The sequence below is a fragment of the Thermomonas alba genome, assembly GCF_022419205.1.
Classification (GTDB): Bacteria; Pseudomonadota; Gammaproteobacteria; order Xanthomonadales; family Xanthomonadaceae; genus Thermomonas; species Thermomonas alba.
Genome location: NZ_JAJOZU010000004.1, coordinates 282,439 through 300,579, shown reverse-complemented (window position 1 = coordinate 300,579; position 18,141 = coordinate 282,439). Strand labels below are relative to the sequence as shown.

The following is an 18,141-nucleotide window of genomic DNA, read 5'->3' as shown; positions in this document are numbered from 1 at the left end:
CGTGACAGGGTCATGACACAATGTCGGCAGTATCGGCAGAACCGGCGGGGCAGGTGTGAGCAGTTCGTTAAACGACGGGACGGTGTTGGCCGTGCTGGACGAGATGCCCCGCGATGGCCTGCTGGCCGTGGAGACGATGCTGGAAGGTGAAGTCGCAGCGTTGATCCTGCACCGCGCCTCCGATGGCAGCGTGCGCGCCTGGCTGAACGTGTGCCCGCATGCCGGGCGGCGGCTGGATTACGCGCCGGGGCAGTTCCTGCGTGGCAAGGCTGGCGAGCTGGTGTGCGCGGTGCATGGGGCCAGCTTCGCACTGGCGGATGGCTGCTGCGTGGCCGGCCCCTGCCGCGGCGAGTCGCTGCGCGCGGTGCCGGTGCATTGCGCGGACGGCCGGGTGTGGCTGGGCGCGGCGCCCGCGGATCAGTAGAGCAGGTTGACCATCGCCACGATCACCCCGGTATACAGCAGGGTCAGCGGCCCGCCCGAGCGCCACATGTCGCGCACGCTGTAGCCGGCCGGCCCGGTGATCATCGACACCGACGGGTTGGAGGCGGTGATGAAGTTGTTGGAGGCCGACAGCGCGACGATCAGCGCGAACGCGGTGGGGTTGCCGTTCACCGCCAGCGCGAGGTTGATCGCCAGCGGCACCAGCACGATGGTGGCGCCGACGTGGCTGATGACCATCGAGAACGCGGTGGTGAGCAGGGCCAGCGCGATCTCGACCAGCCACGGCGGCATTCCCTGCGGCAGGCGCTCGATGCTGTGCCCGGCGACCCACGCCGCGGCGCCGCTGGAATCCATCGCCCAGCCCAGCGGGATCAGGCAGGCGATCAGGAACACCGTCTTCCAGCTGATCGCGGCATAGGCCTCGTCGATCTTGAGCACCCCGGCTACCAGCATTCCCACCACACCGGTCATCAGCGCGATCGAGGTCGGGATGCGCGAGGACAGCGCCAGCAGCATCGACAGCGCGAAGATCGCCATCGCGATCTTGAACTTGTGCGGGCGCTGCTCATCCTTCGGATAGTCGGTGACCACCACGAAATCGCGGCTGCGCGCGGCCTCGGTGAGGTCGGTCCAGACGCTGTGCAGCACCAGCATGTCGCCGGCTTGCAGCGGCACGTTGCGCACATCCTCGCGCAGCACCTTGCCATCGCGGTTGATCGCCAGCAGGCTCAGCCCGAACTGCTTGCGCAGACGCAACTGGGCTTGCGATTTCCCGATGAAGTTGGAGGTCGGTGGGATCACCGCCTCGGAAATGCCGGCGCGCGCCGGGTTGAACAGGTCGGCGAACACGCGCAGGCGCGAGGACAGGCGCAGGAAGTTCTTTTGCGCGAAATCGGCGATCTGCTCGCGCGGACCCATCACGCCGAGCACGCTACCCACCCAGATGCGTGAGTCGGCCGGCGGTGCCAGCCGCGATTCCTCGCCAGTGCGCAGCGCCAGCAGCAGCGGCATGTCCACCAGCGCTTCGGCATCGCCCACGCTCATGCCCACCAGCGGGCTGTCGGCGGTGACGGTGAGCTCGAATACGTCGCCTTCCAGACCATAGGTGCGCGCGAAATAGCTCTGGGTGCGCGCCGGAGTCACCGCCTCGTCGCCGCTCTCGCGCAGGACGCGATCTCCGAAGAAGTGGAAGTAGGCCAGCGACGTCGCCAACAGGACCAGGCCGATCGGCAGTGGCGCGAACATTTTCAGCGGAGACAGCGCCGCCGCGCCGGAGGGCATGCTGGCGTTGGCCGAGACCAGCAGGTCGTTGAGCAGGATCAGCGGCGAGTTGCCGACCATGGTCAGACTGCCGCCCATGATGATCGCCGCCGACATCGGCATCAGCAGGCGCGACAGGCTGATGCCGGTGCGCGCGGTCAGGCGCGAGGCCACCGGCAGGTACAGCGCGGTCGCCGAGGTGTTGGGGATGATCGCCGAGTTCAGCCCGGCCACCGCCGAGGCCAGCAGCACCAGCCGGCGTTCGATCCCGTGCGCGCGCCGCAGCAGCCAGCCGGCCAGGCGGTTGAGCGCGCCGGTACGGTCCAGTCCAGCGCCCAGGACCATGGTCGCCATCACATTGATCACCGCGTCCGAGGAAAACCCGCCGAACAGGTCTTCCGGGGCCACCAGCCCGGTCAGCCCCAGCGCCACCAGCACCACCAGCGAGACCACGTCGGCGCGGATGCGCTCGAACAGGAACATGGCCATCGCGAACGCCACCAGCCCCAGCACCCAGAGCATGTCGTTGGTGAGGACGAGGCTGGTATCCATTCCGAACTGGCTACAGCGGCGAGGACGCGGGCAGAGTAGCGCGTTTTGCGCGCGTGTCAGCCCGCGCCGTGGAGGGCGACGCGGTCGTACAGCAGATCCCAGACGCCGTGGCCCAGACGCAGGCCGCGCGCCTCGAAGTGGGTCTGCGGCCGCCAGTCTGGGCGCGGCACATGGCCGCGCGGGCCGGCGCGGTTGATCAGCCCAGGCGTCGAATCCAGCACGTCCCACATCTGCTCGGCATAGTCCTGCCAGTCGGTGGCCAGGTGCAGACGGCCGCCGACGGTCAGCTTGCGCGCCAGCAGCGCGGCGAAGGCAGGGTTCACCAGGCGCCGCTTGTGGTGGCGTTTCTTGTGCCAGGGATCGGGAAAATAGATGCGCACCTCGTCCAGCGCCGCGTCCGCGATTTCGTGTTCGAGCACTTCCACCGCATCGTGGTGATAGACACGGACATTGCAGGCCCCGTCTGCAGCCAGCGCATTGAGCAGGCGGCCGACCCCCGGGGCATGCACTTCGATGCCGATGTGATCGCGCGCCGGGTCGCGGGCTGCCGAGTAGCGCAGCGCCTCCCCATTGCCGAAGCCGATTTCCAGGATGCGCGGCGCGCGGCGGCCGAAGGCGGCGTCGAAATCCCGCAACGCGCCCGTGTAATCGAGCCCATAGCGTGGCCAGAGGACATCGAAAGCGCGTTGCTGGGCCTCGGTGAAGCGGCCCTGGCGCAGGACGAAGCTGCGCACCTTGCGCTGACCTTCGGTGACGGTGAAGGGCTTGGGCGGCGCTTTCGCGTGCGGATGGGGATCAGACTCGGTCAAGGTGGGCTCCCATGCAGGAAACGAGGCGGCGCCTATTGTCGCCGCTGGCGGGCATGGCGTGATGCGCTGCAGCGTGAGCGCGTTATGATTTCATGAAACCATCGCTGCCATTCGCAGGCGTACGGCTTGCGGCAGGTCTCGATGGCTGCCGGGGTTCGTCTATCGCAACGTCCACCTTATCCTTATCCGACACGAGAGGATGCCCATGAAACGTTCACTTCGCAGGACCCTGCTCACCGCCGCCCTGGCTCTCGCCGCGGTGCCGGCATTTGCACAGAGCGCGCCGAAGTCGCCGTTCTCGCAGACGGTCTTTTTCGGCGACAGTCTGACCGATGGCGGCTATTTCCGGCCGACGTTGATCAACCTGATCGGCCCCAACGGCGCCATCATCGGACGTTTCACCACCAATCCCGGCTATTTGTGGGCGGATTACCTGTCCAGCTACTACGGCGGCAACGCCAATCCCGCCTGGACCGGCAATACCACCACCACTCCGACCCCGGGCAGCGGCAGCAACTGGGCGGTCGGCGGTGCGCGCATCGCCACCAACGTCAGCGGTCCTCTCGGGTACACCCCGTCTTTGACTGCGCAGTATCAAGCGTACTTGGCCGCGAATGGCAACAAGGTCGATCCCAATGCCCTGTATACGGTCTGGGGCGGCGCCAACGACATTTTTGCCGCGACCGGCGCCTATCAGACCGCCTATACGAATGTGTTGCTCGGCGGAGGTACCGCCGCGCAGGCGCAGGCGGCCGGCAATGCCGCGGCGCAGGCGATCATCGGGCCTGCGGTCGGCAGCCAGATCAGCCTGATCGGGGCCATGACCCAGGCCGGCGCCCGCTATATCCTGGTGCCGACGATCCCGGACGTCGGCCTGACCCCGGATGCGGCCGCCGGCGGTGCCGCTGGCATCGCGCTCGGCACCGCCCTGTCCACCGCCTATAACGGCGGGCTGTACAGCGGGTTGGCCAGCGCCGGCCTGCACGTGATTCCGGTCGATACCTTCCACTTCCTGCAGGAAGTGGTGGCCAGTCCGAGCACCTATGGCTTGACCAACGTCACCGGCAAGGCCTGCCTGCCCCAGCCGGCGCCGGCGGGTGGCTCCTCGTTGTTCTGCAATCCGGCCTCGACCGTGCCGAACGGCGCCAACACCTATCTGTTTGCCGATGGCGTGCATCCGACCTCGGCTGCGCACAAGGCGCTGGGGGATCTGGCGATTGCGATGATCGATGGTCCGCGCAGCATCGCGGTGCTGCCGCATTCGGCGGGAACGATCGGGCGCGCGCGCGCGGTGGGCGTGGATGCGGCGGTCGCCGGCATGGCGATGCACGAAGGCGACGGCATGCGCTGGTGGGCCGACATCCGCGGCGACCAGCAGCGCTTCGTCAAGTCGCATGGTTTCGACGGCTTCGGCGGCACCGGCGCGTTTGGGGTTGGCTGGCGCAGCGGCCACCTGCTGTACGGCGCGTTCGCCGGCTATGGTCGCCAGGACATCGATTTCGGCTTCGATCGCGGCAGCTTCCGCCAGACCGACGCCAGCGTCGGCGGCTTCGTCGGCTGGACCAGCGACGGGCTGTGGGTCAACGGTCAGGTCAGCTGGACCAAGCTCGGCTACAAGGTGGATCGCCAGGTCAACCTCGGCCAGGCCGTGCGCATCCACCACGGCTCCCCGGATGGCACCAATCTGAGCGTGGGCGCCAGCGCCGGCTGGACCTTCAAGCACGGTAAATGGGAGCACGGCCCGCTGGTCAGCCTGCTGTCGCAGACCATCCGCGTGGATGGCTACGCCGAGGACAGCAACCAGTCCAGCGCGCTGGCCTACATGAAGCAGAAGGGCGATTCGCTGATCGGCAGTGCCGGCTGGCAGGCCAGCTACGCCATCAACGACCATGTGCAGCCGTTCGTGCGCCTGACTGGTGATCATGAGTACAAGAAGCCGGCCGAGCAGGTGTGGGCGCAATCGCTGTCGCTGACCGGCTCGCTGCCGTATGCGGTGCCGGGGCTGGCGTTCGACCGCACTTACGGCACGTTCACCGTCGGCCTGCGCAACAAGATCGGCGGGCTGGATCTGACCACTGCCGCCAACGTCACCGTCGGCCAGAGCAGCGGCAGCAACGCCAGCTTCTATGTGACCCTGGGCGGTTCGTTCTGACCGATCCCCCTCGCCGGCCGGGGGCATGCGTTGCATCCCGGCCGCGAGCCAGCATAGACTTGCGCCCCGCGCGGGTGTAGTTCAATGGTAGAACTGCAGCTTCCCAAGCTGCTAACGTGGGTTCGATTCCCATCACCCGCTCCAACTTTTCCGCAGTTCCTGCAATATCAGGGCGGCATCCTTCCGGGTGCCGCCCTTTGTGTTGGGGGTGGCGGCAAGGACAATGATCGGAAGTCCCTCACTGGCATTCCCATGAAACTCGCGATCCTGTCCCGCAACGGCAAGCTGTATTCCACCCGGAGGCTGGTCGAAGCCGCGCGGGAGCGCGGCCACAGCGTGCGCGTGCTCGATCCGCTGCGCTGCTACCTGCGCATCGGTCATGACGGCTTTGCGATGCGCTACAAGGGCAAGCCGATCGCCGGCTATGGCGCGGTGGTGCCGCGCATCGGCGCGTCGATTACCCGCTACGGCTGCGCCGTGCTGCGTCAGTTCGAGCTGATGGGCAGCTACAGTCCCAACAGCGCAGCGGCGATCGCACGCGCGCGCGACAAACTGCGCTGCCACCAGGTGCTGGCCGCGGCGGGTATCGATTTGCCGGTGACGGTGTTCGGCGACAATCCGGACGATACCGCCGATCTGCTGGCGATGCTGGGTCCACCGCCGCATGTCATCAAGCTCAACGAGGGCACCCAGGGCGCAGGCGTGATGCTGACCGAGAAGCTCTCGTCCTCGCGGGCAGCGATCGAAACCCTGCGCGGGCTGTACGCCAACTTCCTGGTGCAGGAGTTCATCGCCGAGGCCAAAGGCGCCGACCTGCGCTGCTTCGTAGTGGGCGAGAAGGTAGTGGCCGCCATGCGCCGGCAAGCGCCCAAGGGCGACTTCCGTTCCAATCTGCATCGCGGTGGCAGCGCCAGGCCGATACGTCCGAGCCGCGCCGAGATCCAGACCGCGGTACGGGCAGCCCGCCTGCTCGGGCTGGGCGTGGCCGGGGTGGACCTGATCCGCAGCCGGCGCGGGCCGCTGGTGCTGGAGGTCAATTCCTCGCCGGGGCTGGAGGGCATCGAGCGGGCGACCGGGATCGACGTGGCGGGCGCCGTGATCGACTATGTGGTGGGGCGCGCCTGCGAGCTGCAACACAAGTGCAACGGCAATTTGACGGATTCTTAATCGCCCTGCGCGCACCATTTGCCCGTGCTTGCTGCGCTTCCCCCTCGGCTGGCACTTCAGGGCGATGAGACTCTTGGCCCGGGCGGGTTTTCCCGTCCGGGCATTTTGTTGCCGTTGCAAGATCCATCTGCCGCGCGGCGGCTGTGCAAGAATCCGGGAACCGGCGCGGATCTGGCCGGTCATAGCCGGGGCTGCCGCCTCCTGGAGACGAGACACATGCGCGTACTGGTCATCGAAGACAATCCCGACATCGCCGCCAACCTCGGGGATTACCTCGAGGACTGCGGGCACACGGTGGATTTCGCCGCGGACGGCGTCACCGGTTTGCACCTGGCGGTGGTGCACGACTTCGATGCCATCGTGCTGGATCTGAACCTGCCGGGAATGGACGGGCTCGACGTCTGCCGCAAGCTACGCAACGAGGCGCGCAAGCAGACTCCGGTGCTGATGCTGACCGCGCGCGATTCGCTGGACAACAAGCTGGCCGGCTTCGAGTCCGGCGCCGACGATTACCTGATCAAGCCGTTCGCGCTGCAGGAAGTGAACGTGCGTCTCAATGCGCTGGCGCGGCGAGGCCGTGGAGCGACGGCGCGGGTGCTGACCGTGGGCGAGCTCGAATACAACCTCGACACCCTGGAAGTGCGCCGCGAGGGGCGGTCGATCCAGCTCAACCCGACCGCGCTGAAGATCCTGCAGGCGCTGATGGAAGCCTCGCCGGCGGTGGTGACCCGGCAGGAGCTCGAAAACCGGGTGTGGGGCGAGGAACTGCCGGATTCGGACTCGCTGCGGGTGCACATCCACGGCCTGCGCGCGGCGGTGGACAAACCCTTCGCCAAACCCATGATCCAGACCCGCCATGGCATCGGCTACCGGATCGCAGCCCCCGATGCCGACGGCTGATCCTTCCGCGACGCCCCGGCCGCGCGGCCGGCGGCGGCTGCGCACCCGCATCATCGTCACCTTCATGCTGCTCGGCACCGGCCTGACGGTGCTGTTCGCATTCGCCACCAACTGGACGCGCGATCGCGTCGAGAACCAGCTGGTGGAAGACATGATGAACCAGAACATCGACGAGTACGCGCGCCGCTTCTACGCCGATCCGGGCAACGTGACGCTACCGGTCCAGCAGATGCGCGGGCGGGTGGTGGCGCCGGGCAATTTCGAGGCGCTGCGCCGCGAGCAGCCGGACTGGTACCGGCTGGGCGACGGCATCCACACCATCGTCGGCCGCGACGAAGACGGTGCGCCGTTCTCCTACAAGCTGGCGGTGCGCAAGACGCCGGACGCGTGGTTCTTCCTCGCCTACGACATGACCCAGGCGGCGCACGGGCAGGAGCAGTTCAAGCGCACGATCTGGGGCGCGGTGATCCTGTTCTCGCTGCTGTCGCTGCTGCTGGGCTGGTGGTCGGCCTCGCGCGTGATGGCGCCGGTGTCGGAGCTGGCGCGCCGGCTGCGGCGTTCGGGCAACAGCTCCGATCCGGAGGCGCTGGCGCCGGATTTTGCGGATGACGAGGTGGGCGAGTTGGCGCGCGCGCTGGATGACTACGCCGCGCGGCTCACCGAGGTGGTGCAGCGCGACCGCGAGTTCAACGCAGATGTCAGCCACGAACTGCGCACCCCGCTGGCGGTGATCCGCGGCGCGGTCGAGCTGTTGCTGGCCAAGCCCGATCTCGACGAGCGCACCCGCGCACGCCTGCTGCGCATCCAGCGTGCCGAGCAGCAGTGCAGTGACCTGATCGGCGCGCTGCTGCTGCTCTCCCGCAACGAGCGCGCGGTCGGCCAATGCGATGTGGCCAAGGTGGCGCAGCAGTTGCTGGAGAGCCATCGCGCCCATCTCGGCGGCAAGCCGGTGGAGCTGAAGCTGGAGGGCCAGCCCAGCCTGCGCCTGGAGGTGCCGGAATCGGCGCTGGCGGTGGCGCTGGGCAACCTGATCGGCAACGCGGTGAAGTACACCCCCAGCGGCGAGGTGGTGGTGCGGGTGCTGCCGCAGGCGGTGGAAGTGCGCGACTCCGGCCCCGGCCTCAGCGCCGAGGACGCCGCGCGCCTGTTCGAGCGCGGCTACCGCGGCACCCACGCCGGGCATTCCCAGGGCGGTGGCATCGGGTTGTCGATCGTGCGCCGCCTGTGCGCGCTGTACGGCTGGGATGTCGAAGTGCGGCCCGGCGAGGAGCGCGGCGTGGTGGCGACCCTGCGCTTCGGCTGATCTGCCCGCGCAGGTGATGTATTACCGCGATTTCGGCTGAGCGCGGCTTCGGCGGCATAATGCGCATTTCGCTTGCAAGGAGCCCTGCATGAACACTGCTGCCGCGCCGCTGGCCTATCAGGTCATCCTCTCCGACCATGCCCGCAGCGATGCGCAGCGCGAGGCGCTGCTTGCCGGCGAGCTCGGTTTCGGCCGCCTCTTCACCGACCACATGGTGGCCATTCACTGGGACGAGGCGCGCGGCTGGCACGACGCCCAGGTGCGCGCTTACGGCCCGCTGACGCTGGACCCGGCCGCGGCGGTGTTTCACTACGGACAGGAGATCTTCGAAGGGATCAAGGCCTACCGGCATGCCGACGGCTCGATCTGGACCTTCCGCCCCGAGGCCAACGGCGCGCGCTTGCAGCGCTCGGCGGCGCGGCTGGCGCTGCCGCCGCTGCCGGTGGCGGAGTTCGTCGAGTCGCTGCGACAGCTGATCGCGGTCGATCACGGCTGGGTGCCCTCGCAGCCGGAGAGCAGCCTGTATCTGCGTCCGTTCATGATCGCCACCGAGGCCTTTCTCGGGGTGCGTCCGGCGCGGGCGGCGGCCTACTACGTGATCGCCAGCCCCGCCGGTGCTTATTTCGCCAAGGGCATGGCCCCGGTGGCGATCTGGCTGTCGCAGGATTACGCGCGCGCGGCCAAGGGCGGCACCGGCGCGGCCAAGTGCGGCGGCAACTACGCCGCTTCCCTGCTGCCACAGCAGGAGGCCTATGCCAACGGCTGCTCGCAGGTGCTGTTCCTGGATCCGGTGGAGGGCCGCTACATCGAGGAACTCGGCGGCATGAACGTGTTCCTGGTCTACCGCGATGGCCGCCTCGTCACCCCGGCGCTATCGGGCAGCATTCTCGAAGGCGTCACCCGTTCCAGCCTCCTGCAACTGGCGCGCGACCGCGGAATGCAGGTAGAGGAACGCAAGATCGCAATCGACGAATGGATCGAAGGCGTATCCTCGGGTGAGATCAGAGAAGTATTCGCCTGCGGCACCGCCGCGGTGGTGACCCCGATCGGTCAGCTCAAAGGCAAGGGCTTTGCGGTGGGCGATCTCGATGCGCCGATCGGCGAGGTGACCCTGGCGCTGCGCCGCGAGCTGACCGACATTCAGTACGGGCGGGCGCCCGACCGCCACGGTTGGATGGTGCGCCTGCGCTGAAGGCGCGTGTCGTTGGCGGCGGCGCTACACCGCTACGACGCATAGGCAGCCATGCACCGCCACAGGCCGAACTCGGCCTGGCGCGGCGTGCGTCCGTTGCCTTTCGACTTCGCTTTCGATTACAGGGCCAGCGCAGTCCTGGAGTGAAAGCTAAACATGGCGCTGGCTGCAGGTCTTGGTCTAGCCGCCGACGTTGGCGGCGGCTAGCACCATTAGCGTGAGTACGCAGACAAAGCCCCCCAGCCAGCACAGGCTGCGCAGCAGCGGGATGGATGCGATATAGAAAATCCCGTGCAGCACGCGCAAGCCGACGAATGCCAGCGCCAGCCAGGCCACGTGCTGCGGCGTCACCTGCGCGAACTGCGCCATCAGCACCGCCGCGGCGAAGGCCGGGAAGGCCTCGAAGGCGTTGAGGTGGGCGTTGTAGGCGTTGCGTACCCGGTAGTTGTCCTGGCGTGCGATCCAGCCGCGCGGGTCCTTGTTGTTGTATCCGGGCGCGCTGGTCTTGGCGATGACGGCCCAGCAGTAAGGCAGGCAGGCGGCGATCAGGACGCAGCAATAGGCGATGAACATGGGCAGGGCTCCCGGTGGTTGGATGCCGGGAGTCTAGCCCGAAGCCGTTCGCTCATTGCCTGGGCATGGCAGCGGCGGCAGGCGGGCGCTGCGCATCGCGCGCGGCCTTGAACGGGCTGCCTGCGCGCCAGGTCGGCCATTGGCCGCTGTTGGTCAGGCCCGCGCCTACCGCATACAGCGCGTCCAGGTCCTGCACGATGCCGTCCAGCTTCCAGGTCGCCGGATCGTATTGGTCGGCCGGGGTGTGGTAGCGGTGCAGGGTGTAGTCGCGGTTGGCGGCTTCGCCCGCGGCGCGCCCGCCGGCCAGCAGATCCTCGCCGCTATCGATGTACAGCGCCGGCACGCCGGCCTTGGCGAAGTTGAAGTGATCGGAGCGGAAATAGAAGCCGGCCGCGGGATTGGACTCTTCGCTGAGATGCCGCCCCTGCGCGCGCACCGCTTGCGCCAGCAGGTCCTCCAGTTGCGAGTTGCCCTTGCCGACCACGGTGATGTCGCGGGCCTTGCCGATCGGCGCCAGCGCATCGATGTTGAACACGGCCACGGTCTTGGCCAGCGGGATCACCGGATGGGTGACGTAATATTGCGAGCCGAGCAGGCCGGATTCCTCGAGGGTCACCGCCAGGAACAGGATCGACCGCTTCGGTGGCGTCGGCGCATGCCGGAACGCCTCCGCCAGCTCCAGCAGCGCGGCCACGCCGGTCGCGTTGTCCACCGCGCCGTTGTAGATGTTGTCGCCGGGCTCGCCGTCGTGGGTGCCGAGGTGATCCCAGTGCGCCATGTACACGATTGCCTCGTCGGCGGCCTCGCGGCCGGGCAGCAGGCCGAGCACATTGCGCGACTGCGCCGTGCTGATCGTGCTGTCGAGGCTCAACGAGGCGCTCGCGGGAAGATCCACCGGCTTGAATCCGGGTTTGGCGGCGGCCGCGCGCAGCTTGGCCAGATCCAGCCCGGCGGCCGAAAACAGGGCCTGCGCGGCGTGACCGGTGATCCAGCCCTGCACCGGCAGCCGTGGCGAGGGATCGGCCGACACCGGCAAGTCGTACTGCGGGCCCGACCAGGAATTGCGCACCACGTCCCAGCCGTACGAGGCCCCGGGCGTGTCATGAATGATCAGCGCCGCGGCGGCGCCCTGGCGCGCGGCCTCCTCGAACTTGTAGGTCCAGCGTCCGTAGTAGGTCATCCGCTTGCCGTCGAACAGGCGCGGATCGCCGGTGGCGAAGCCGGGGTCGTTGATCAGCATCACCACCGTCTTGCCGCGCACGTCGATGCCGGCATAGTCGTTCCAGCCGCGCTCCGGGGCGTTGATCCCGTAGCCGACGAACACCAGCGGGCTGTCGGTGAGCTCCACGTGCGACTTCCCGCTGCGGGTGCCGACCACCATGTCGGTGCCGAACGCGAGATCCTGGCGGTGGTCGCCGATCGTAAGATGCAGCACCGTGGAAGGATCGGCCACGCTGCGCACCATCGGCACCGTCTGGAACCAGTGCTCGCCATTGCCGGGTTGCAGGCCGATGCGTGCGAACTGCGACTTGATGTATTCCACCGTCTTCTGTTCGCCCGGGGTGCCGGGGCCGCGACCGCCGAAGGCGTCCGAGGCCAGTTGCTGCACGTGAGCGGCAAAGTCGGCCGCATCGATGGCGGGCTGGAAGGCATGATCGCCGGCGTGGGGCGTGCTGGCTGGCGCCGCGGTGTCCGATGCCGCGTCCGTCGCCGGCGCGGTCGCGTTCTGGCCGCAGGCGCACAGGGCAAGGCAGAGCAGCAGGAGCAGCGGGCGCATCGGTGGAACTCCAGGATCAGGGTTCCATCATCCTAGCAGCGCGGCCCGTCCACGCCGGCCGCGCCGCCGCCGTCAGTCCGCCGGCGGGCGCTCGCCGCTGTAGCGCACCACGCTGGCGCCGGTGACGCTGCCGATGCGGGCGCTGGCATGCACGTACAGCTTCACCTCGCGTTCGAACACCATCGGGCCTTCGACCACTGCCTCCGGGCCGATCACGATGCGCGGGATCTTGGGCTTGCCGAACAGCCCGTGCAGCGTGCCCTTCGGCTTTTCCACCAGGATGCCGCCGACCACTCGCGAGCCGCTGCCCACGGTGATGTCGCCGGTCACGGTTTCCACCCGGCCTTCGATCGTGCTGGCCTGCAGGCCGATTCCGCCGTTGACGGTGCTCACCTTGCCGCGCACCACGCTGCCGCGGTCGAGGGTGATGCCGCCATTGACGGTCTCCAGGTCGCCGTCGATGCGGCCGCGCTGGCCGAAGCGGATGCCGCCGTTGACGGTGGAGGCGCTGCGCAGGACGACATCGTCGCCGGCATCGATCCCGCCGTTCACGGTTTCTACGTCACTGGCGCGGGCGCCGCGGCCGAGGGTGATGCCGCCGTTCACCGTTTCCAGCCGGCCGTAGGCCTGCCAGGCCTCCGCGACGATGCCGCCGTTGACCTTGTCGATGTCGCGCAGCGGGGGTTGCGCCTGCGGGGCGGCGAGCGCCACGCCGGAGGCGAGCAGGAACGTGCAGAGCAACAGGGGTTTCATCGGGCCTCCCGGCCGTGTGGACGTGCCGGTTGGGATGCAGCGGCAAGGCGCAGGGTTTACACGCCGCTACAATCACGCATCCGTTCGAACTTCCCCGGAGTGCCCCGTGTCCACTGCCGCCGCCCCGCGCCCCCGGCCCGTCGTCCTGCTGATCCTGGATGGCTGGGGCCACCGCGAGGAGACCGCGGACAACGCGCTGGCCCTGGCCGAACTGCCGAACTGGCGCGGTCTGCTGGCAAGCTGTCCGCACACGCTGATCCACACCGAAGGCAAGTACGTCGGGTTGCCGGACGGGCAGATGGGCAACTCCGAGGTCGGCCACATGAACCTCGGCGCCGGCCGCATCGTCTATCAGGACCTGACCCGGGTGGATGCGGCGATCGAGGACGGCAGCTTCTTCGCCAATCCCGAGCTCACCGCCGCCTGCGCCGCGGCCAAGGCCGACGGCGGCACCCTGCACGTGCTGGGGCTGCTCTCGCCCGGCGGCGTGCACAGCCACGAGCGGCACATTTTCGCGATGCTGGAACTGGCCCAGCGCGCCGGCGTGTCGCGCGTCGCCGTGCATGCCTTCCTGGATGGCCGCGATACCCCGCCGCAGTCGGCGCGCGCCAGCCTCGAGGCCTTGCAGGCGCTGTGCGCGCGGCTCGGCAATGCGCACATCGCCAGCCTCGGCGGCCGCTATTTCGCGATGGATCGCGACAAGCGCTGGGACCGCGTGCAACGCGCGTGGGAGGCGATCGTCGAGGCGCGCGCCGAATACCGCGCCGGTGATGCGCTGGCGGCGCTGGACGCCGCCTATGCCCGCGGCGAGACCGATGAGTTCGTCGCGCCCACCGTGCTGGAGGGTGCCGAGCCGATGCGTGACGGCGATGCGGTGGTGTTCATGAACTTCCGCGCCGATCGCGCGCGTCAGCTCACCGCCGCGTTCGTGGACCCCGCATTCGCCGGATTCGCCGCGCGGCGTCCGGCGCTTTCACGGTTCGTCTGCTTGACCGAATACGACGCCACGCTGCTCGCCGCGGTGGCGTTTCCGCCGGACGATCTGCGCCAGACGTTCGGCGAGGTCATCTCCGCACACGGGCTGACCCAGCTGCGCATCGCCGAGACCGAGAAATACGCGCACGTCACCTTCTTCTTCAGCGGTGGGCGCGAGGCCCCGTTCCCCGGCGAGGAGCGCATCCTCATCCCCAGCCCGAAAGTGGCCACCTACGACCTGCAGCCGGAGATGAGCTGCCCGGAGCTGACCGAGCGGCTGGTGGAGGCGATCGCCGGCGGGCGTTTCGATGCGATCGTCTGCAACATCGCCAATCCCGACATGGTCGGCCACAGCGGCGTTCTGGAAGCGGCGATCCGCGCTGCCGAAGCGGTGGATGCGGCGATCGGGCGGATCACGGCGGCGGTGCGCGCGGCCGGCGGCGCACTCATCATCACCGCCGACCACGGCAATCTGGAAATGATGCGCGACCCGCAGACCGGCCAGCCGCATACCGCGCATACGGTCGGCCCGGTGCCGCTGGTGTACGTGGGCGAGCGCCCGGCCCGTCTGCGTGAAGGCGGCGCCCTGCGCGACGTGGCGCCGACTTTGCTCGATCTGATGCAACTGCCGCAGCCAGCGGAGATGACCGGAACCAGCCTGCTGCTTCCGATCTGATGCGCCATGTCGTCGCCCGCGCGATCTTCCCGTGCGCGCTCCTGTGCGGAGTGTTGACGGCAAGCGCCCTGGCGCAGGAGGTGAAAGACGCCCGGGAGGCGGAGCGCCGGCTGCAAGACGTGCGCGGCGAGCTGCGCCAGGTGGCGGCGCAGCGGCGGCAACTGGAGGGCCAGCGCGGCCAGGTCGCGCAGCGCCTGCGTGAGGTCGAGCGACGGATCGAGGCCCTGCAGCGCGATTTGCAGCGCACCCAGACGCAGCTGCAGCAGGATGGCGCGGCGCTGGCGCGTGTGCAGACGGAGCATGCGCAGCATCAGCAGGCGCTCGCTGCGCGTCGGGACGAGCTGGCGCGTCTGCTGCGCGCGGCGCAGGCGGCGGGCGATGCGCCGGCGCTGAAAGCGTTGCTGGCGCAGGACCGGATCGCAGAGGCCGAGCGCGAGCTGATCTACCAGGGTTACCTGCAACGGGCGCAGAGCGCGCGTATGCGCCAGTTGCGCGAGGAAATCGACCAGCTGCAGACACAGGCGGCTGAGATCACCCAGCGCCAGCAAGCGCTGGATGCGGCGCGTCAGCAGCAGGCGCGCCAGCTGGCGCAACTGCAGCAGGCGCGCCAGCAGCGGGCGGAGCTGCTGGCCGAGCTCGACCGGCAGTACAAAGATCGCAGCGCACGCGAACAGGCGCTGGGACAGGATGCCCGCGCACTTCAGCAACTATTGGCGCAGCTGCGTGCGGCAGCCGCCAGCGCGGCGCGGGCCAAGGCCGAGGCCGAGCGTCAGGCGCGTCTTGCCGGCAGGACGAAACCATCGCCGCCGCCGTCCACGAGCAGACGCCCGCAGGTAGGAGGCGCGAGCTGGCCGGTGGCCGGCGGCCTGCTGGCTGGCTATGCCGGGCGGCTGCCGGACGGCCGCCGCAGCGATGGCGTGCTGATCGCCGCCGGTGCCGGAACCCCGGTGAAGGCGGTGGCCGACGGCACCGTCGTGTTCGCCGATTGGATGACCGGCTACGGCAATATCCTCATCATCGACCATGGCAATGGCTACATGAGCCTGTATGCCCACAACGACAGCCTGCTGCGCAGCCCGGGAGACAAGGTCAGGCGGGGTGATCCGGTCGCTACCGTCGGCACCTCTGGCGGGCAGGCGATGCCCGCTCTGTATTTCGAGCTGCGCCGCAACGGCGCTCCGGTGGATCCCGCGGCCTGGCTGAGCAGGCCATGAGGGCGTGCCGTTTGCCTGATTCACAGGCAAGATCGTGGGATCACACCCGCGGCAGCGGATCGAAGACACCCCCCATTCCCCTCTGCAGGAGCATTTGCATGCGCATTCGGTCGCCTTTCTTCCTCATCGCGCTGACGCTGATGGGGATGCCGCAGTGGAGCTGGGCGCAGGCGGCCCCTGCCGTGGTGCAAGGGCAGGACGCGGCGCCGGATGCGGAGCCCGCGGAGGAGGATCCGGACGCCGCCGCGCTGGCGGCGTCCAAGGTACCGCTGGCGGAGATCCGCCGTTTCGTGACGGTCTACAACGCGATCCGGCAGGCCTATGTGGACCCGGTGGACGACCACACCCTGATGCAGTCGGCGGTGCGCGGGTTGCTGTTCAACCTCGATCCGCACAGCGCGTATCTCGAGAAGGCCGATGCCGAGGATTTCGACGAGCAGACCCGCGGCGCCTACGACGGCGTTGGCGTGCAGCTGCAGCAGCTGCCGGACGGCAGCCTGCGGGTGATCGCGCCGCTCGACGACAGCCCGGCCGCGCGCGCCGGGCTGCGCAGCGGCGACCGCATCGTGGCGATCGACGGCAAGCTCCTGATGCCCGGTCAGAGCGATGGCTCCGCGCCGCTGCGCGGCAAGGCCGGCACCAAGGTGGTGGTGAAGGTGGTGCGCGAGGGCGTGCGCGAGCCGTTCGACCTCACCCTGGTGCGCGACACCATCCGCACCGCCAGCGTGCGCTCGCGGATGTTGGCGCCGGGCTTTGGCTACATCCGCATCGCCAGCTTCCAGGCCGATACCGCCGCCGATTTCGTCAAGCAGCTCGATGCCTTGCAGACGCGCGCGCCGCTGCGCGGGCTGGTGATCGACCTGCGCAGCAATCCGGGCGGCCTGCTGGTCGGCGCGGTGCAGATCGCGGACGAACTGCTGGACAGCGGCAATATCGTCAGCACCCGCGGGCGCGAGGCGATCGGCACCACCCGCTTCGAGGCCACTCCAGGCGACCGCCTGCATGGTGCGCCGATCGTCGTGCTGGTGGACGCCGGCTCGGCCAGCGCCGCCGAAGTGCTGGCCGGCGCGCTGCGCGACAACAAGCGCGCGCGCATCGTCGGCAGCCGCACGTTCGGCAAGGGCTCGGTCCAGACCCTGCTGCCGCTGGACAACGGTGATGCCGTCAAGCTCACCACCGCGCGCTACTACACGCCCAGCGGCCATTCGATCCAGGCGCTGGGGATCACGCCCGATGTCGTTCTCCATCCCGAGGACGGCCAGCGCCGGCCGGCGCCGGTCAGCGAGGCGGAGCTGCCCGGCCATCTCGCCGCGGAAGCCGGCGCGCTGGAAGGCGACAACGCCGGGGAAGTGCTGCCGGGGCAGGCGCCGATCGAGGCCGCCCTGCGCGAGCTCAAGGCGATGGCGGGGATCGCGCCGCCGCCAGCCCCCATCGCGGCCAAGCCCGCGCCTGCCAAGCCCGCGCCGGCGGCGACGCCGGCCAAGCCTGGAGCCAAAGCGGACCCGGCAACGCCTCAATAACCGCGCTGGCGGCGTAGGCGACGCGCGATCGCCGCCTTGGTCAGCAGCGCGAACACGATCCCGAACAGGAAGCCGGCGATGTGCGCCGGCCAGGCCACCGCGCCGAACGTCGGCCCGGCATAGGCGAACCCGACCTGCAGCAGCGCCCACAGGCCGATCAGCAGAAACGCCGGCACCCGCACGAACTGCAGGAACAAGCCCAGCGGCAGCACCACGCCCAGACGCGCGCCCGGGAGCAGCGCCAGATAGGCGCCGAGCAGCGCCGAGACCGCGCCGCTGGCGCCGATGATGAGGCGGTCTGGCGCGACGATGGCGAGCACCGCAGCCAGGTTGGCCATTGCGCCCCCGAGCAGGAACAACAACAGCAGCCGCGCGCCGCCCATCACCCGTTCCGCCGGCAGGCCGAAGATCAGCAGGAACACCAGGTTGCCGAGCAGATGCAGCCAGTCGGCGTGTAGGAACAGCGCAGAGAACAGACGCAGCACGCTGCCGTCGGCCAGCGCGCGTCGCCATTCGGCGAGGCTGTCCAATCCGCCGCTGAGCACGCCCCAGTCCAGCGCGGTGGCCAAGCTACCGGCCGGCGTATGCAGCGCGGCCAGCACGTAGGCCAGCCATAGGGTGGCGAACAGGGCGGGGGTTGCCCACACGAACCGGCGCTGCGGGCGGGGCGGGATGGCGACGAACATGGGTGGCGAATGGCGTCGAATGGGCCTCAAAGCGGCCGTTGAGCGTGTTAGAGCAAAGTTAAAGTTTTGCGGTATAGTCGCATACAGCGTCGTACGTGGAGGGGGACTCCGGTGCACGCATTGATGAGCCGCGCGGCTGATGTTTGCCGTGCGCACGACCACTCAAACCAACCGATCCGCATTCGGAG

General features: G+C 68.9%; 15 protein-coding genes and 1 tRNA gene. 10 read left to right on the top strand and 6 right to left on the bottom strand.

Features of this window, described 5'->3' with window-relative positions:
• The first annotated feature begins 103 nt into the window (after positions 1-103).
• Complete coding sequence (locus tag ML342_RS08340; protein ID WP_240126644.1) at positions 104-424, top strand: Rieske (2Fe-2S) protein; 321 nt, start codon at positions 104-106, stop codon at positions 422-424.
• Here ML342_RS08340 and ML342_RS08335 read toward each other — a convergent pair.
• Positions 418-2,256: an SLC13 family permease gene (locus tag ML342_RS08335; RefSeq protein WP_240126578.1), complete on the bottom strand. Its 1,839-nt coding sequence runs from the start codon at positions 2,254-2,256 to the stop codon at positions 418-420. The two genes, ML342_RS08340 and ML342_RS08335, sit on opposite strands and share 7 nt — an antisense overlap.
• Positions 2,257-2,312: 56 nt before the next feature.
• Positions 2,313-3,065 carry a tRNA (guanosine(46)-N7)-methyltransferase TrmB gene (gene trmB, locus ML342_RS08330; protein ID WP_240126577.1) on the bottom strand — a complete coding sequence of 251 codons (753 nt, stop codon included), beginning with the start codon at positions 3,063-3,065 and terminating at the stop codon, positions 2,313-2,315.
• A 205-nt stretch (positions 3,066-3,270) separates the two neighbouring features.
• Here trmB and ML342_RS08325 point away from each other — a divergent pair, with 205 nt between their 5' ends.
• From ML342_RS08325 to ML342_RS08300, 6 genes are all read left to right on the top strand, one after another.
• Complete coding sequence (locus tag ML342_RS08325; protein WP_240126576.1) at positions 3,271-5,217, top strand: autotransporter domain-containing protein; 1,947 nt, start codon at positions 3,271-3,273, stop codon at positions 5,215-5,217.
• 70 nt (positions 5,218-5,287) lie between these two features.
• Positions 5,288-5,361, top strand: a tRNA-Gly gene (locus ML342_RS08320).
• A gap of 108 nt (positions 5,362-5,469) precedes the next feature.
• Complete coding sequence (rimK, locus tag ML342_RS08315; RefSeq protein ID WP_240126575.1) at positions 5,470-6,384, top strand: 30S ribosomal protein S6--L-glutamate ligase; 915 nt, start codon at positions 5,470-5,472, stop codon at positions 6,382-6,384.
• A 216-nt stretch (positions 6,385-6,600) separates the two neighbouring features.
• Complete coding sequence (locus ML342_RS08310) at positions 6,601-7,284, top strand: response regulator transcription factor (protein WP_240126574.1); 684 nt, start codon at positions 6,601-6,603, stop codon at positions 7,282-7,284.
• Positions 7,271-8,587 carry a sensor histidine kinase gene (locus ML342_RS08305; protein ID WP_240126573.1) on the top strand — a complete coding sequence of 439 codons (1,317 nt, stop codon included), beginning with the start codon at positions 7,271-7,273 and terminating at the stop codon, positions 8,585-8,587. The genes ML342_RS08310 and ML342_RS08305 overlap by 14 nt, the downstream gene beginning before the upstream one ends.
• An 88-nt stretch (positions 8,588-8,675) precedes the next feature.
• The gene (locus ML342_RS08300; protein WP_240126572.1) at positions 8,676-9,779 is read left to right on the top strand and encodes a branched-chain amino acid aminotransferase; all 1,104 of its coding nucleotides are present in this window, start codon (positions 8,676-8,678) and stop codon (positions 9,777-9,779) included.
• 180 nt (positions 9,780-9,959) lie between these two features.
• On the opposite strand, the gene ML342_RS08295 is transcribed toward ML342_RS08300, so the two are convergent.
• The 3 genes from ML342_RS08295 to ML342_RS08285 form a co-directional block, all read right to left on the bottom strand.
• A complete protein-coding gene (locus tag ML342_RS08295) occupies positions 9,960-10,352 on the bottom strand; it encodes an MAPEG family protein (protein WP_240126571.1) in 393 nt (130 codons plus the stop codon).
• Positions 10,353-10,404: 52 nt separating this feature from the next.
• On the bottom strand, positions 10,405-12,129 hold the full coding sequence (locus ML342_RS08290) for a M28 family metallopeptidase (protein WP_240126570.1): 1,725 nt from the start codon (positions 12,127-12,129) through the stop codon (positions 10,405-10,407).
• Positions 12,130-12,201: 72 nt separating this feature from the next.
• Entirely contained in the window at positions 12,202-12,882 is a 681-nt protein-coding gene (locus tag ML342_RS08285; RefSeq protein WP_240126569.1) for a DUF4097 family beta strand repeat-containing protein, read from the bottom strand.
• A gap of 106 nt (positions 12,883-12,988) precedes the next feature.
• Here ML342_RS08285 and gpmI point away from each other — a divergent pair, with 106 nt between their 5' ends.
• The 3 genes from gpmI to ML342_RS08270 all read left to right on the top strand — a co-directional run bounded on the left by gpmI (position 12,989) and on the right by ML342_RS08270 (position 17,267).
• The gene (gpmI, locus tag ML342_RS08280) at positions 12,989-14,533 is read left to right on the top strand and encodes a 2,3-bisphosphoglycerate-independent phosphoglycerate mutase (RefSeq protein WP_240126568.1); all 1,545 of its coding nucleotides are present in this window, start codon (positions 12,989-12,991) and stop codon (positions 14,531-14,533) included.
• A 50-nt stretch (positions 14,534-14,583) separates the two neighbouring features.
• Complete coding sequence (locus tag ML342_RS08275) at positions 14,584-15,747, top strand: murein hydrolase activator EnvC family protein (RefSeq protein ID WP_240126643.1); 1,164 nt, start codon at positions 14,584-14,586, stop codon at positions 15,745-15,747.
• A 98-nt stretch (positions 15,748-15,845) separates the two neighbouring features.
• Positions 15,846-17,267, top strand: coding sequence for a S41 family peptidase (locus tag ML342_RS08270; protein ID WP_240126567.1), 1,422 nt, complete (start codon positions 15,846-15,848; stop codon positions 17,265-17,267).
• On the opposite strand, the gene ML342_RS08265 is transcribed toward ML342_RS08270, so the two are convergent.
• Positions 17,261-17,953 carry a rhomboid family intramembrane serine protease gene (locus ML342_RS08265; RefSeq protein ID WP_240126566.1) on the bottom strand — a complete coding sequence of 231 codons (693 nt, stop codon included), beginning with the start codon at positions 17,951-17,953 and terminating at the stop codon, positions 17,261-17,263. The genes ML342_RS08270 and ML342_RS08265 overlap by 7 nt on opposite strands.
• Positions 17,954-18,141 lie beyond the last annotated feature (188 nt).